Source organism: Caballeronia udeis, assembly GCF_044909315.1.
Lineage (GTDB): Bacteria > Pseudomonadota > Gammaproteobacteria > Burkholderiales > Burkholderiaceae > Caballeronia > Caballeronia udeis_A.
Map to the genome: position 1 here is coordinate 60,956 of NZ_JBIYEB010000007.1, position 15,240 is coordinate 76,195.

Annotated in this window: 11 protein-coding genes; 7 read left to right on the forward strand and 4 right to left on the reverse strand. The window is 62.1% G+C overall.

What is annotated here, in order from left to right:
* Window positions 1-130: 130 nt before the first annotated feature.
* Both ABH944_RS13630 and ABH944_RS13635 read left to right on the forward strand, forming a co-directional pair.
* Entirely contained in the window at window positions 131-649 is a 519-nt protein-coding gene (locus tag ABH944_RS13630) for an META domain-containing protein (RefSeq protein WP_404607340.1), read from the forward strand.
* Between the two features lie 299 nt (window positions 650-948).
* Entirely contained in the window at window positions 949-5,025 is a 4,077-nt protein-coding gene (locus ABH944_RS13635; protein ID WP_404607023.1) for a DNA translocase FtsK, read from the forward strand.
* 69 nt (window positions 5,026-5,094) lie between these two features.
* Here ABH944_RS13635 and ABH944_RS13640 read toward each other — a convergent pair whose 3' ends face one another.
* Window positions 5,095-6,156, reverse strand: coding sequence for a transporter (locus ABH944_RS13640; protein WP_404607024.1), 1,062 nt, complete (start codon window positions 6,154-6,156; stop codon window positions 5,095-5,097).
* Between the two features lie 120 nt (window positions 6,157-6,276).
* A complete protein-coding gene (locus tag ABH944_RS13645; RefSeq protein WP_404607025.1) occupies window positions 6,277-7,497 on the reverse strand; it encodes a lactonase family protein in 1,221 nt (406 codons plus the stop codon).
* A gap of 284 nt (window positions 7,498-7,781) precedes the next feature.
* On the opposite strand from ABH944_RS13645, the gene ABH944_RS13650 reads away from it, so the two are divergent.
* Window positions 7,782-7,934, forward strand: a complete 153-nt coding sequence (locus ABH944_RS13650; RefSeq protein WP_089160676.1) for a DUF3096 domain-containing protein — start codon at window positions 7,782-7,784, stop codon at window positions 7,932-7,934.
* A gap of 182 nt (window positions 7,935-8,116) precedes the next feature.
* On the opposite strand, the gene ABH944_RS13655 is transcribed toward ABH944_RS13650, so the two are convergent.
* Entirely contained in the window at window positions 8,117-8,365 is a 249-nt protein-coding gene (locus ABH944_RS13655) for a hypothetical protein (RefSeq protein ID WP_097261824.1), read from the reverse strand.
* A 374-nt stretch (window positions 8,366-8,739) separates the two neighbouring features.
* Here ABH944_RS13655 and ABH944_RS13660 point away from each other — a divergent pair, with 374 nt between their 5' ends.
* Complete coding sequence (locus ABH944_RS13660; RefSeq protein WP_404607026.1) at window positions 8,740-10,605, forward strand: glycoside hydrolase family 15 protein; 1,866 nt, start codon at window positions 8,740-8,742, stop codon at window positions 10,603-10,605.
* A 481-nt stretch (window positions 10,606-11,086) separates the two neighbouring features.
* A complete protein-coding gene (locus ABH944_RS13665; RefSeq protein ID WP_062090971.1) occupies window positions 11,087-12,358 on the forward strand; it encodes a polyhydroxyalkanoate depolymerase in 1,272 nt (423 codons plus the stop codon).
* Between the two features lie 123 nt (window positions 12,359-12,481).
* Here ABH944_RS13665 and ABH944_RS13670 read toward each other — a convergent pair whose 3' ends face one another.
* Window positions 12,482-13,114 carry a TetR/AcrR family transcriptional regulator gene (locus tag ABH944_RS13670; RefSeq protein ID WP_165088084.1) on the reverse strand — a complete coding sequence of 211 codons (633 nt, stop codon included), beginning with the start codon at window positions 13,112-13,114 and terminating at the stop codon, window positions 12,482-12,484.
* A 503-nt stretch (window positions 13,115-13,617) separates the two neighbouring features.
* On the opposite strand from ABH944_RS13670, the gene rsxB reads away from it, so the two are divergent.
* Together rsxB and nth are read left to right on the forward strand one after the other, a co-directional pair.
* Window positions 13,618-14,535 carry an electron transport complex subunit RsxB gene (rsxB, locus tag ABH944_RS13675; protein ID WP_404607027.1) on the forward strand — a complete coding sequence of 306 codons (918 nt, stop codon included), beginning with the start codon at window positions 13,618-13,620 and terminating at the stop codon, window positions 14,533-14,535.
* Window positions 14,536-14,540: 5 nt separating this feature from the next.
* The gene (gene nth, locus ABH944_RS13680) at window positions 14,541-15,185 is read left to right on the forward strand and encodes an endonuclease III (protein ID WP_062090973.1); all 645 of its coding nucleotides are present in this window, start codon (window positions 14,541-14,543) and stop codon (window positions 15,183-15,185) included.
* The last annotated feature ends 55 nt before the right edge of the window (window positions 15,186-15,240 follow it).

A 15,240-nucleotide genomic window follows, 5' to 3' on the forward strand; every position in this document is an offset into this window, starting at 1 on the left:
ACCCTTACGGTTTTGCCAGCCCCAAGGAAATTCCATGTCGATGCAGCCTTCCCGTTCGCAACCTGCGCGTGTTTCGGCGCGCTACCGGGTCCATGCTGCGTTCCCGCGTTCCAGGCCCTCGTTTGCCGCCATGGTGTCGATTGCGGCCGTCGTTTTCGGCACCACGCTGGCGGGTTGCAGGATGCCGACGCATCCGGACAGCGCCGCGCCGCCGACCGATCCCTACAACCCGGCCGCGACCCAGCTTCTGGACGATACCCAATGGCAACTCACCAGTTGGACCGATGCCGACGGCAAGACGCGCCCGGTCCCGTCCAATCCGGCCGGTAGCGCCGGTGGCAGCGCTGGCGGAGCGCCGATCACCCTGAATTTGTCGACGCAAGGCGGCCAACGCAAAGCGAATGGCTTTTCCGGCTGCAACCGTTTCACCGGCACCTACGACCTGATCGACGGCAAGCTCTCCTTCGGCCCACTCGCCAGCACGCGAATGGCCTGCGCGCCGGGACCGGGCAGCGGGCTCGAACAACCGTTCCTGCAGGGCCTCGCGGACATCGAAAAAACCGGTGTGCAAATGCGCCCGCCGCAACAATTGCAGATCACGCTCAAGAACGGCGATGTATTGACGTTCACACAAGCCACGCAACCTTGAGGGTAGTTGAGGTTAATGAAGGGCGGTTTGGAAGGTTGAGGTTGTGAGCCTGCTCAGGGGGCAGGCTCGGGGATGATGGCCGGTTTGGCCTTCCACCCTCGAGACCGGATCTTCAAGACTGCCTGACCCGGCCGGCATCGTCTCGATGCACACTTTTTCGTTCCCGGCCGATTACATGTTTCGCTTGGCCACCGCCTGCATCGCCGCGTTCATGGCGGTTAAACTCGGCGGTATCGATTCATCTTTGTCCGAGCCTGGGTTCGCTGCTCACATCGCTTACATCATTCCTGGTTCCTTGCATGCACACGGTAGTTTTCGGCTGGTTCGGTGCTTCGGCCGTCTGGTTCATCCCCCTTCTCTGGCGCGTGGCCAAGTCCGTTCTCCCGAACGGCGGCGGCCTGCGCGGCCCGGGCACGATCCGGCTTTGGCTCGGTTTCTTCTGCGTGCTCCTCGCGAGCTGCACGCTGGAAGCCGCGCTGTTTCATTCGTTCGCATTTGCCGCCGATGTCGACCATCTCGGCCACGCGCTGTTGCTCGGCCTGGGCGGACGTGCCGGCGTTATCGGCACGCCGGCTGCGCTGGGCGTGGGTGCCGGTGCGGCGGCGGTTTTCCTGGTCAGCTTGCCGTGGCTCTGCGGATTTAGGTGGCGCGACACGCTTGGCTGGGCAAACGGCGCGTTTGGCCTGGGCCTGAGACCAGAATGGCTCACGCCACGGGAACGGCCGGTCCGCGAGAAACCATCGCGCGGGCGGGCATCGCGGGAGAAGACGGAAACGCGGGGTGCAAGCGCCGGCCTTGGAAGCTTCAAGGGAGGCGGCCCGGGCGCAGGCGTCACCACGTCCGGCAGGACCTCGCACGATGCTCCGGCGCTCGGCTTACCAACGGCGACGCAACGCCAGGGTGGACGCTATCAGCGGCCGACTGTCTGGCGGCCGCAGCCGGCGCGTCGAAGCGAAAGCGAGCGGCCGCTGCGCGGCCCCGAGGCCGCGCGCCCGATCGAACCCTTGCCGCAGGTCCGTCGTGAGCCGCGTGCTGGCAAGGAGAGTTATTCGGATCGATTCCCCGATGCACGCCCGGCCGCTTCGCGCAACGAGCGTGGCGCGGGAACGCGGGAGCCAATCGAGCCGATCGCACCGGCCGGGTGGTTGAAGACCGGCGCGGCGTCGGGAACCTCCTCGGGAACGCGGGAAAAGACAGCGGGCGTGAACGCGCCCGCCGCTGCGACGGGTGCGGGTGCGGCTGGCGTCACGCGGGTCGCGAATGCAGCGGGTTCGGCGGGTTCGGCGAGTACCGTACCGCCCAATGTCGCTCCGACATCGACAACACGGGCAACCGGCCGCTCTGTGGATTCTGGCGTGCCACAGCGGCCAGAAGTATCGCGTTCGTCACTGAACCGAAGCGCACCGGGCGCTGTCCGTTCGTCAGGTTCCTCCAGTGTTTCTCACGCCGCTTCTCGCAATACATCGATGAACCCGGCTCGTGGCGAATCGGTTCCTCCGGTGGTGTCGAGCGACTCTTTTTTTGCTTCGACAACATCGTCGGCGGCCGTTCCGCCCAAGCCCGCCGGTCCGCCGCCAGCACCTGAACGTATCAAGGAGACGCTGCGCTCCATCGAGCAAAGCACCGCGCAATGGACCACGCGCGGAGGTAGTGTCGATGCCGCACGGGAAGCGGGAGCGGTGCCTGACGCGAGTGGTGCGAATAGCGGACAGGGCGCGGCGGCGTTCAATGTTGCGGGTGCTTCGAGTGCGCTTGCCGCTTCGGCAGGCTCCGTTGTACCAGCGTCCGTGCCGATTACTGCGTCAGCTGCATCGCTGGCGTCAGCGCTTGCACCGTCTGCCGTCTCGGTATCTTCGGTTAGCGTTGATCCCGGGAGTCACGCAGCCTCGGGCACGCCGATGCCGGGTGCATCGGATCTGGCGAAAAGCGCTATCGCCTCCGATTCGCCCCTGACGCCGAGCACAAACACGCCGTCGCCGACAACACCAAGCCAGCCCGCCGCCTCGGCAAGCGCAACGCAAAACCCGGCCGCGCCCCCGCCGGTTGCGTCGACGGCTGCTCTGCCCCACCTCGCTTTCCCAACAGCGCACGGCAACGGGACCGAACAAGCGAGCGCAACCAACTCGGGCACGGCACATTCCGTCGATGCTCACCCGAACCCGGTATCGAGCCAGCCAACGCCCCACGTCGATGACAACCAGCCTATGGATCGAACACCGAATCCCAAGTGGCCGGCCAGCATTGATGGAACTGCGCCCCTGACCTCTTCCGGTGCATCGGGCAATCCGCCGAGCGGTTCATTTGCGCTGCCGGAAGCGGCAGCGCCGGATGCATCGACGTCGCCGCCAACGCAAACACCAACACCGACGCACACATCGGTTCATCTCTCCGATCTGCCGCCATGGGCTATTCGCGCCGGTCAAACGCACCCCGTACAGACGACGCAGGATATCGCTGCAACGACACCGTCATCGCAGGTATCGGCAAGCGCTGAAACACCGTCCGCGGTTCTGGTCAGCACGCCGCCATGGCAAGCCGATGGGGGCGCCGCGCGCCCGCCGTTCAGAGTCGTCGACACATACACCGCGCCGGCCGAAACCGAAGCCGAAGCCGAAGCCGAAGCCGAAGCCGAAACCAGTGTCGATGCTCACTCCAGCACCGACACCGCGAACGGATACGCGGCGCACGCCCAAACGCAAACGCCATGGCAAACCGCGCCGGAAGCACAACCCGAGCCGAACCTGGACCACGCATCGAACGTCGTGCACTTCCCGCGCGCGGGTTCGACCTTTACCCCTATCCCTGCCCCTGAAACCACCCCGCCGCAACCTGAGCCCCGCCCGCCGGTACGCGGTTTCATCGCGACTGAATTCGAGTTCCACGCGCCAGCGGCGTCGGCCGTCGATCTCCCCGGCCTCGATCTCCTCGAACCCGCGTCCGACGAAGTCGAACCCGTCTCCGAGCAACATCTCGCTGAAACGGGCCAGTTGATCGAGCAGCGCCTGCAGGAATTCAAGGTACCGGTCACGGTGGTCGGGGCATCGGCGGGACCCGTCATCACGCGCTTCGAAGTCGAACCGGCGCTCGGCGTGCGCGGCAGCCAGATCGTCGGCTTGATGAAGGACTTGTCGCGCGGGCTCGGACTCACGTCCATCCGCGTGGTCGAAACCATTCCCGGCAAGACCTGCATGGGGCTCGAACTCCCGAACGCCAAACGGCAGATGATCCGGCTCTCCGAAATCCTGGAAGCCGATGTCTATCGCGACTCGAAGTCGTTCCTCACGATCGCGATGGGCAAGGACATCATCGGCAATCCGGTCGTGACCGACCTCGCGCGCGCACCGCACATGCTGGTCGCGGGCACGACGGGTTCCGGCAAATCGGTGGCGATCAACGCAATGATCCTGTCGCTGCTCTACAAGGCGAAACCGGAAGACGTGCGCCTGATCATGATCGACCCGAAGATGCTGGAACTGTCGGTGTACGAAGGCATTCCGCACCTGCTCGCGCCGGTGGTCACCGACATGAAGCTGGCCGCGAACGCGCTGAACTGGTGTGTCGGGGAAATGGAGAAACGCTACAAGCTGATGTCGGCGGTGGGCGTGCGTAACCTGCAGGGTTTCAACCAGAAAATCCGCAATGCCGAAGCTGCCGGCAAGAAGCTGACGAACCCGTTTTCGCTCACGCCCGATGCACCCGAACCGCTCGCCAAACTGCCAATGATCGTGGTCGTGATCGACGAGCTTGCCGACCTGATGATGGTTGCTGGCAAGCAGATCGAGCAGCTGATCGCGCGGCTGGCGCAGAAAGCGCGCGCGGCCGGCATTCACCTGATTCTCGCGACGCAGCGGCCGTCGGTGGACGTGATCACCGGCCTGATCAAGGCGAACATTCCGACGCGGGTGGCGTTTCAGGTGTCATCGAAGATTGATTCGCGCACGATCCTCGACCAGATGGGTGCGGAGTCTCTTCTCGGCGCCGGCGATATGTTGTTCCTGCCGCCCGGCACCGGTTATCCGCAACGCGTGCATGGCGCGTTTGTCGCGGACGAGGAAGTGCACAGCGTCGTGGAGTATCTGAAGCAATTCGGCGAACCGGAGTACGAGGAAGGGATCTTGTCGGGGCCGACGCCCGAAGGCGGTACGCCGGACCTGTTCGGCGATACGCCGGATGCCGAAGCAGATCCGCTCTATGACGAAGCCGTATCGTTTGTGTTGCGCACGCGCCGGGCATCGATTTCTTCGGTGCAGCGGCAATTGCGCATTGGCTATAACCGCGCGGCGCGGCTGGTTGAACAGATGGAAACAGCGGGTCTGGTTTCGCCGATGGGCACGAACGGGAACCGCGAAGTGCTCGCGCCGGGACCGGCAGACTAAGCGATTACCAGAAGATCGATGCACAGGCAGGGTTGCAAAACCATAAGCCTGGACATCGGCCGGACTACGTCACCACAATCGCAAGCGCCGCAACAAATACAGCGTGAAGCCGGCACAAATGGCCATCACGCCGATCACGATCAAGAACGAATAGCTGGCATGTGTGCCGGGTAATCCGGCCACGTTCATGCCGAAGATACCGGACACGAGTGTCGCCGGCATCAGCAACGCGGACATGATCGCGAGCCATAGCAGCTTGCGGTTGATGTCCTCCGAGAGCAACGCGGCAATCTCGTCCTGCAGCAGCTTCGAGCGTTCGTATTGGGCTTCGAGCCCGGCGGCCAGCCCGTTGAGCACCTGAATTGCCTGGATCAGCGTTTCCATCGACCTCGGTTCCGCCCATTCCAGCCGCTGCATCACCAGTTGCGTCAGTGCGTGACGTTCCGGGTCCACAAACCGCTTCACCTCCACCAGGCGCCTGCGAACAGCCCCCAGCTCCGCGCGCCAGTTCGAGTGCCGGCCGTCGAGCACGCCCTCTTCCACGTCGTCGAGCCGGTCGCCGGTTTCATCGATACGATCCGCGAACGTGTCATTCAACGCACGAATCAGGCCGGCAAAAAGATCGACGGTATCGCGAAACATCGCGCCTTCGAGTACCGCATGGCGTAGCCGGTCGGTGGATTGAAGCGGCTGCGCGCGCACCGTGATCATGCGGTTCTTATCGACGTAAAACCGCAGCGCACCCGTCGCCCGGCGCGTGGCCTGCGCGTTCGGATCGGCGTCCGGCGTTTCCGATATGCGCTCCAGATCCGCCACCACGCCGTACATGAACGTCCCGCCCATGTGCACGCGCGGGCGCTTGTCCTCACCGTTCAGGAATTCACGCGCGACATCGGGCATCGCGGTGACGCCGGTCAGCCAGCTTTCGACGGTGTCGTCGTTTGCACTCAGATGCAGCCACGTCGGACCTGCGCCCGCGATCTCGCGCCGCGCTTCATCCCACGACAGCCGTAACGCCTGCGCCCCGACAAAGTGGAACGCGCAGATAAAACCCGGCGGTATAGGCGAGTCCTGCTGCGTACTGACGGCGGTCCGATCAGATTCCCTGCTTGATGCTGACGTATTGTTCAACGTTGAATTCCTTCCATAGCGGGACGACCCCGGCCTTACCCGTTAAACCAACACCGTGATACCTGAGGAAACTGTGCGGGCCGCGAACAACCGACGGCCTGCACCGCTGCAGGATAATCTTCAGGATGGCGAAACAAACTTGAAATCGACCGGTGAACCGATCTCCAGGCACTTCGGATCGGACGCGAGTTCGCCCGTGTCCGGATTGCGCCGGAAAAAGTAGACGCTGTCGCTGTCCTGATTGCCGACGATCAACCAGCGCCCGGTCGGGTCGATGGCGAATTCGCGCGGCGTCTTGCCGAGCGTCGAGTTGCGGGCGAGCAGCTTGAGATGACCATTGGACGGATTCACGGCGTAGGTCAGGATTTCGTTTGCATCGCCGCGATTGGTGGCATACAGGAAGCGGCCATCCGGCGACAGATGAATCGCGCCGCCGCCCACCTTTCCTTTGAATCCGGGTGCGGTCATTGGCAGGGTTTGCCTCAACGTGAGCTTGCCGTCGTCATAGTCGTACACCGACACCGACGCATTCATTTCGGTCGTGAGATACGCATGTTTGCCGGCCTGGTCGAAGATCAGGTGGCGCGGCCCGGAACCCGGTTTCACGAGCGTATAACGCGACTCGGTCGGCCCGAACAACCCGCGGCTGCCGTCCGGGGTGTACCGGTACGAATAGATCTTGTCGGCCCCCAGGTCCTGCGCGAACAGGAAACGGCCATCGGGCGAAAACACCGTGGAATGCACGTGCGAATTGTCCTGGCGCCCTTTCACGGGGCCACTGCCGTCGTGATGCACGGTCAGCACGGACGGATCGACGCGGTCGCCTTCCAGCGGAAACACGGCGAAGCTGCCACCCGGATTCGATGCCACCGAGTAGTTCGCGGTCAGCAGATAACGGCCATCCGGCGATAGGGCGAGATACGCGGGATCGTTGCCATCGGAGGAGACGCGGTTCACGAAGGTCAGCTGCCCGCTTGGCGGATCGAAGCGGAATGCGCTGATACCGCCACGTTGCGAAGCAGGACCATTGTCCCCCGGCAGTTCGTTGACCGCGTAGACATGCTGCCGGTCCTTGCTCACCACGAGATACGACGGATTCACCGCCTGCGCGGATGAAAGGCGCGTGATCGCACCGGTGCCCGCATCGAACCGGTACACATAAATGCCCTCGCTCTTGCCGCTGCCGGTGTACGTGCCCACGAGCAAGTCGTATACGCCGTTACCGGACGCACCGGAAGCATTCGCCGACGCCCCCGCAGCCGTGCCGGCACCTTGCGCGAAGGCCTGAACAGCCGCGAACGACAACACGGCGGCAACGCCCGCTGCAACACCTTTTGACATCAATCGCGACCGCCGGGACGGCTTGAAATGCTCTGACGCGACGACGCGGCACGATGTTTGCGTGGGAGCAAAGCTCCGGATACGGAACGTGGAAGTCAACCGCACAAAACTCGTCACACGAGGGAAATGAGTGAAATTCGTCAAATGCATACTGCCTCCTGATCATTCGTTATTACGGCTTGTTTCAGGTTATGTGAGACTTGGGCAGCGCCCGATTGTTGCCTGTCACTGCTTCGGCGCATGATGCAGACCCATTCCCATCAAAAAACCAACAAGGAGTCACCATGGATATCCATCTGAGCCTCGGACCGCTGGTCGCGCTGATAGCAGGCATTCTGATCCTGATCGTGCCGCGCCTGCTCAACTTCATTGTCGCGATTTACCTGATCATCATCGGACTGATCGGCGTGTTCGGACTGAGCGGGACGCATTTCTGACGGCCGCGTCGAGCGCGGCGCATCCCCCGGCCCCTCCGGCCATCCAGGATGCGTTTCGTAAGACGTTGTTATTGGAATGAGGTTCCGAAAGCCGAGCAAGCGCCGGACGCGCGGCCGCCATCCGCGACCCGCGTTCCAGGAATGCTTGAAGTTCGACGAAGGCGCGGCGTGCTGCAGCGCAATCAGTTATTGGCGAGCTGGTCGAGCCGCATGCGGCCCTGCAGCGACAAGCCGCCTACGGCGGTTTGCCCGTCTGCCTCGCGATGCCGCGTGAAACAGGCGCGTTCGATCAGGAACGACGCAGCGGTTTCCATCCCGTTGCGGGAGAGGCCGAGATTCTTGTAATTGAGATCCAGGAGCGTGTTTTGATCGGCGATACGGCTCGCAGCCGACAGGATGGCGATGCAATCGGCTCTCGACGGATTCAGCATGGCTTTCACTTTCGATGTCCTCGAAACGTTAAGCAAGCAGGAAGCGCGTGACGTGCATCAACAGGTTCTGGTGCCGCGAACCCACCCGTGGCCATCTCGGGCAAACCGTCAGGCGCGAAGTTTCATTCTATGCATTTGTCACACGGTTTTTCAACCTTCATTCGATTGCCGTTTTTGCAAGGCGCCCCGGGCTCGGCGTGAAGGGCTGAAACGTGAGGCTGAAACGTGGAGTCAAAGCGGCGCACCGACATGCATGAAAGACGCAAAACACGAATGCGCTTCATAATCGAACGCTCGAAGGACCGGAACAGCCTGGCCTCCCCCAACCACGCGGCGCCTGCACTGCGGCCGCATCGACATCATTTTCCTAGCCTATGCCCGCATTGATCGAGGACTACGCCCTGGTCGGCGACGGCCACACCGCCGCCCTGATTTCGAAAGAAGGCTCCATAGACTGGCTGTGCTGGCCGCGCTTCGATTCAGGCGCGTGTTTTGCCGCCCTGCTGGGCACGCCCGAAAACGGCCGCTGGCTGATCACGCCCGACCTGCCCGATGGCGCCGCGCCCCCTGTGATCACCCGCCGGTATCGAGGCGACACGCTGATCCTGGAAACCGATTTCGAAACGCCCGACGGCCGGGTTTCGCTTATCGACTTCATGCCGGTCCGGGACGGCGCGTCCGATCTCGTGCGGATCGTGGTCGGACGGCGCGGCACCGTGAAGATGAAAATGGAACTGGTGCTGCGCTTCGATTACGGCTCCTCCATTCCCTGGGTCAGCCGCCTTCCCGACGACAGCGGCATCCGCGCGATAGCCGGTCCCGATCTGTGCGTGTTGCGCACGCCTATCGAACTCACCGGCGAGAACATGCGCACTGTCGGTGAATTCACCGTGAGCGAAGGCGAGCGCGTGCCCTTCTCGCTCGTGTATTCGCAATCGCACTTGCGCCTGCCTCCCGCGCTCGATCCCCATACGCAGTTCGCGCGCACCGAGAACTTCTGGCTGGAATGGTCGGGACGCAGCAAGCTTGATGGCCGCTGGGGTCCGGCTATCCGCCGCTCGCTGATTACGCTCAAGGCGCTGGCCTACGAACCGACCGGCGGTATTGTCGCCGCGCCGACCACGTCGCTGCCGGAGCAGCTTGGTGGCACGCGCAACTGGGACTACCGTTACTGCTGGTTGCGTGACGCCACCATCACCCTGCTCGCCATGATGCGCAGCGGTTACTACGATGAAGCGCGTGCGTGGCGGGCATGGCTCGGCCGCGTGATGGCCGGGTCGCCGGACCAGGTGCAGATCATGTACGGCATTGCGGGCGAGCGGCGCCTGCCGGAATGGGAAGTTGAATGGCTGGCGGGTTATGAGAACTCGAAGCCCGTGCGGATTGGCAACGGCGCGGTCAACCAGTTGCAACTCGATGTCTACGGCGAAGTGATGAATGCGCTGCATCTCGCGCGCGTGGGCGGCCTGCAAGGCGATGACACCGTGTGGTCGATCCAGCGCGCCATGCTCAATCACCTGGACACCGTCTGGCAGGAAGCCGATGAAGGCATCTGGGAAACGCGCGGCGGGCGCCAGCAATTCACGTTTTCGAAGGTCATGGCGTGGGTGGCCTACGACCGCGCGATCAAATCGGCGGAACAGTTCGACCTCGAAGGCCCGCTCGACCACTGGCGCAACATGCGCACCACCATTCACGCGGACGTGTGCGAGAAAAGCTGGAATCCATCGATGAACTCGTTCGTCCAGACCTACGGTGGCGACGATCTCGACGCAAGCTTGCTGCTGATTCCGCTGCTCGGCTTTCTTCCGCCGGATGATCCGCGGGTGATTGCAACGGTCCACGCCATCGAGCGCGATCTCACGCATGACGGGCTGGTCAAGCGCTACCACACGGCGGAAGTATCGGATGGTCTGCCGCCTGGTGAAGGCACGTTCCTCGCGTGCAGCTTCTGGCTGGTCGACAACCTGGCGTTGCAAGGCCGCCACGATGAAGCGTATGCCATGTTCGAGCGTCTGCTCGGTCTCGCGAACGACGTCGGCCTGCTGGCCGAGGAATATGACACGGTCGCGAAACGTCTGGTTGGTAACTTCCCGCAGGCGTTTTCGCATGTCGCGCTGGTTCATACCGGCATGAACCTGATGCGCCACGAGCAAGGCATGGCGAAGGCAACGGGCCAGCCTGCGTCGCCTCAGGACAAACCCTCGGACGCAATGTTAACAAAAGAAAGCGAATCGTAATGTTATTCGCACGATTGACTCGGATTACTGATTTTTTAGCAAAATTCACGCTGAATAGCGGTAAAGAGCACGTATGTTGCGTTGCACAAAAGCCTATTCTTGGCTATGATCAAAGAGGCTTTCCCGACCGGTCGTTCGGCGAATTGAAATTGGGAATGGGGTCTGGTTTCACGGCTTAGCCGGCATGTGTTTCGTGTGCTGTTCCATGTTCAGCCCAGAAGGCGCAACGCCGGCTTTGCCCAATCCCTGCCCCCAATTCCCCGTGACCGGTCTTGACCGCCCGTGAAGCAAACAGGCAACAACCAAACAGCGACGTAGCTACGAACAACTGCCAGCACCAGCATTGCGGTGCAATCGACGAACTGCACGCCGAGCCGGGAACCAGCGAAATCCTGACCCCGGCATGACGCCACCGCCGATAGAGGCCAACCGCCGGACACGCTCACCAACGTGGGCGGCACCGGTTTTACACAGGTCAGACATGCTCTATCAATTCCACGAATTCCAGCGGGCCATGTTGAGCCCCCTTACGGCATGGGCAGAGGCGGCATCGAAGTCGTTCACGAATCCTTCCAGTCCCCTCGCGTATGTACCCGGTTCCACCCGGCTCGCCGCCGGCTACGAATTGATGTATCGCCTCGGCAAGGACTACGAAAAGCCCGAGTTCGAGCTGCATCAGATCGAGAAGAACGGTCATGCCATTCCTATCGTCGAGCAGATCGTGCTGGAAAAGCCCTTCTGCCGGCTGATCCGCTTCAAGCGTTTCTCGGATGACAGCGCTACCGTCACCGAACTCAAGACCGAACCTATCGTGCTGGTCTGCGCGCCGCTGTCGGGCCACCACTCCACGCTGCTGCGCGACACGGTGAAAACGTTGCTGCACGATCACAAGGTGTACCTGACCGACTGGCTCGACGCCCGCATGGTGCCGCTCGAAGACGGCTCGTTTCATCTTGACGACTACGTGGAGTACATCCAGGAATTCATCCGCCATATTGGCGCGAAGGATCTGCACGTGATCTCGGTGTGCCAGCCCACCGTGCCGGTGCTCGCCGCCATCTCGCTGATGGCCAGCCGCGGCGAAGACACGCCCCGCACCATGACCATGATGGGCGGACCCATTGATGCGCGTCGCAGCCCGACGTCGGTCAACTCGCTCGCCAGCGAACATTCATACGAATGGTTCGAGAACAACGTGATCTACACGGTGCCGGCGAACTATCCGGGTGTAGGCCGCAAGGTGTATCCGGGCTTTCTGCAGCATGCCGGTTTTGTCGCCATGAACCCGGAGCGGCACGTGACAGCTCATTGGGACTTCTATCAGAACCTGATGCGCGGCGACGACGAAGATGCCGAGCAACATCGCCGTTTCTACGACGAATACAACGCCGTGCTCGACATGGACGCTGATTACTACCTCGAAACGATTCGCATTGTGTTTCAGGAGTTCCGCCTTGCCGAAGGCACGTGGGACGTCAATGGCGAACGGGTACGTCCGCAGGATATCCAGGACACGGCTCTGCTGACCATTGAAGGCGAGCTCGACGACATTTCCGGCAGCGGCCAGACCCGCGCGGCACATGACCTGTGCACCGGTATTCCGGCGAAGAACAAACGCCACTACATGGCGGAGAAAGCCGGCCACTACGGCATTTTCTCAGGACGCCGCTGGCGCACGATGGTGTATCCGCAACTGCGCGAATTCATTCTCGCGCACGACAAGGCGCCGAAGAAGGAAGCTGTCCCGGCTTGATCGCGGTCTGATCCGGATAGCGCCTGAAATTAATTGGCATGACAAAACACGCCGCGTTTTACGCGGCGTGTTTCATTTGCGGCCGCCTCTGCGACGAGGAGGCGCGAGGAAACCGCACAACTGTCACCGCCGCAGCAAGTACGCGAGCAGCAGTTCAGTATTCATCTTGATGATTTCATCGCGTTCGGCGTCGCGGCTGAAGTCGAGTCCGAACGTGGCTTCGAGCGTGAATCGATTCGATACGATGTAATAGCCCAGACCCGACAAGGTCACGTAAAAGCGCAGCGGATCGACGTTATTGCGAAATAGTCCGGCGTGCTGACCACGTTCGAGAATCTTCGCGAGCGTGGCGACCACCGGCGATATCAACTCCCGAATACGCGTGGAACCCTTTATATAGCGGGCTTCGTGCAGATTTTCGTTATTGATGAGCCGCAAGAGTTCGGGATGCTCACGATAATAATTCCAGATGAAATGCGCCAGTTGCGTGATGGCTTCGACGGGTGCAACACCGTCGAGGTCCAGCGTCTTTTCGGCGTCCGTCAGTGCGGCGAATGCATGTTCGAGCACGGCGGTGAACAACTGCTCCTTGCTGCCGAAATAATAGTAGAGCATTCGCTCGTTGGTTTCGGCACGGCGTGCAATTTGGTCGACACGTGCGCCGAACAAGCCGCCCGCAGCAAATTCCTCTGCAGCGGCCAGCAGGATGCGACGGCGTGTACCCTCGGGGTCTCTTTTGATTTTTGGCTGGTTCATGGTGGCTTTGTGATCGACAAACCGCGTTATCTGGATAGCGTCACGCGTTCCCGTGTCCTCAGGAAGCATGCGATGGATCGGTTACGCCAACGTGAGTGGGGAATACCGTCCTGCAGTCAATCGAAAGCGATTTGATTATGTGCACATCGTTGGCATGTTGGCAATTGGGAATGATTGGGAACAGATTGAAATTCAGCGATAATGCCGCTTCCCGTGCAACGGTCGGAAACGCTCGAACATGATGTCAATGAGCGCGAACCTGAGCGGTCGACATGTCCCCACGTGCCGTCACCGACGGTCACCGCGGTCGCCGCGCTCACCCACGGTCTCCGAATGCGGATCGTACGGATCGCGCCCAATGGCCAAGCGTCTGTTTGCCTGACCCGCGGGCCCGGCCAAGGCCGGATGAGCGGTCCGTTCGTGTTGCATGCATTCGCGCCTGGCTTGTGAGCCCGTTCGCGCCGCCCTCCCCACGCTGTTAGCAAGCCGTTAATGTGACCGTAGTGACTGCAACCTCTTCCAAGACTCTCGCCGACCAGATCGAAGACCGGCTGCCCCAGACGCAATGCACCAAATGCGGCTATCCCGCATGCCGGCCGTATGCGGAAGCAATTGCCGCAGGCGATGCAAACATCAACCAGTGCCCGCCGGGCGGCCGGGAAGGGGTGGTTCGCCTGGCCACCTTGCTAGGCATGCCCGTCATCCCGTTGAACCCGGATAACGGTGTGGAACGGCCACGGCCGCTTGCGATCATCGATGAAAATCTTTGCATCGGCTGCACGCTTTGCATGCAGGCATGTCCAGTCGATGCAATAGTTGGTGCAGCGAAGCAGATGCACACGATCATTCCCGAGCTCTGCACCGGCTGCGACCTGTGCGTGCCGCCCTGCCCGGTCGATTGCATCGCAATGGTCCCGGTCACCGGCCAACAGACCGGCTGGGACGCGTGGAGCCAGCAGGAAGCCAACGCGGCGCGCAAGCGGCACGACCGGCGCCTGGCGCGCCTTGAACGTGAACGCGACGCGGCCGAAGCACGCAAGGCAGCGCGCGTCGCCGGGTCGTCGGCTACTGAACCTGATACTGAGTCTGGCAACGAGCCCGGTACTCAGTCGTCTAGTCAACCGGATAGATCGGTTGAATCAGGAACGGAGCAACCCGCCGCCGCGGCCGACGACGCGCAGGCGAAAAAGCGCGCCATCATCCAGGCCGCGATGGACCGTGCGCGCCAGAAGAAAGAAGAGCTGGCCAGACTCGGTGCAGGACCGAAAAACACCGACGCGGTCAGCCCGGAGGTTCAGGCACAGATCGATGCCGCCGAAGCCCGGCGACGCCGTCTCGGCATGACTCGCACGGGTGAAGAGAACAGTTCGACGCCTGTCATCGACCCCAACCGTGAACCTGGTAGCGATAACAAGACCTGAACACGATGAATCCTAAAAAACGCCATGCGATCTTCGAGACGCTGCAAAGCCTGAATCCGCATCCGACCACCGAACTCGAGCATGAATCGCCGTTCGAATTGCTGATCTCGGTGATGCTGTCGGCACAGGCCACCGATGTCTCCGTCAACAAGGCCATGCGGCGCATGTACCCGGTCGCGAACACGCCGGCCAAGGTGCTGGCGCTCGGCGAAGAAGGTGTGACGGAATACATCAAGACCATCGGATTGTTCCGGACGAAGGCGAAGAACGTGATTGCCACGTGCAGGATCCTGGTGGAGCAATACGGAGGCGAGGTGCCGGACGATCGCGAGGCGCTCGAAGCGCTGCCGGGCGTGGGACGCAAGACGGCCAACGTGATCCTGAACACGGCGTTCGGCCATCCGACCATCGCTGTGGACACGCATATCTTCCGGGTGTCGAACCGCACCGGGCTTGCACCGGGCAAGGACGTGCGCGCGGTCGAAACGGCGCTGGAGAAATTCGTCCCCGACGAGTTCAAGCAGGACGCGCATCACTGGCTGATCCTGCACGGCCGTTATGTATGCCGGGCGCGCGTGCCGGAATGCTGGCATTGCGCGATCGAGCCGCTGTGCGAGTACCGGCCGAAGACGCCGGCGCCCATCGAGTAACAACGGCGGCCGGGACGCAAGCGGGCGAGAGACGCCGATGCAGCTTAAAATGGCC

Coding starts and splice junctions, on each gene's coding strand:
- ABH944_RS13655 (WP_097261824.1), bottom strand. CDS start 8,365: ATGCTGAATCCGTCGAGAGCCGATTGCATCGCCATCCTGTCGGCTGCG.
- ABH944_RS13650 (WP_089160676.1), top strand. CDS start 7,782: ATGGATATCCATCTGAGCCTCGGACCGCTGGTCGCGCTGATAGCAGGC.
- ABH944_RS13665 (WP_062090971.1), top strand. CDS start 11,087: ATGCTCTATCAATTCCACGAATTCCAGCGGGCCATGTTGAGCCCCCTT.
- ABH944_RS13670 (WP_165088084.1), bottom strand. CDS start 13,114: ATGAACCAGCCAAAAATCAAAAGAGACCCCGAGGGTACACGCCGTCGC.
- ABH944_RS13635 (WP_404607023.1), top strand. CDS start 949: ATGCACACGGTAGTTTTCGGCTGGTTCGGTGCTTCGGCCGTCTGGTTC.
- nth (WP_062090973.1), top strand. CDS start 14,541: ATGAATCCTAAAAAACGCCATGCGATCTTCGAGACGCTGCAAAGCCTG.
- ABH944_RS13630 (WP_404607340.1), top strand. CDS start 131: ATGGTGTCGATTGCGGCCGTCGTTTTCGGCACCACGCTGGCGGGTTGC.
- ABH944_RS13645 (WP_404607025.1), bottom strand. CDS start 7,497: ATGTCAAAAGGTGTTGCAGCGGGCGTTGCCGCCGTGTTGTCGTTCGCG.
- ABH944_RS13660 (WP_404607026.1), top strand. CDS start 8,740: ATGCCCGCATTGATCGAGGACTACGCCCTGGTCGGCGACGGCCACACC.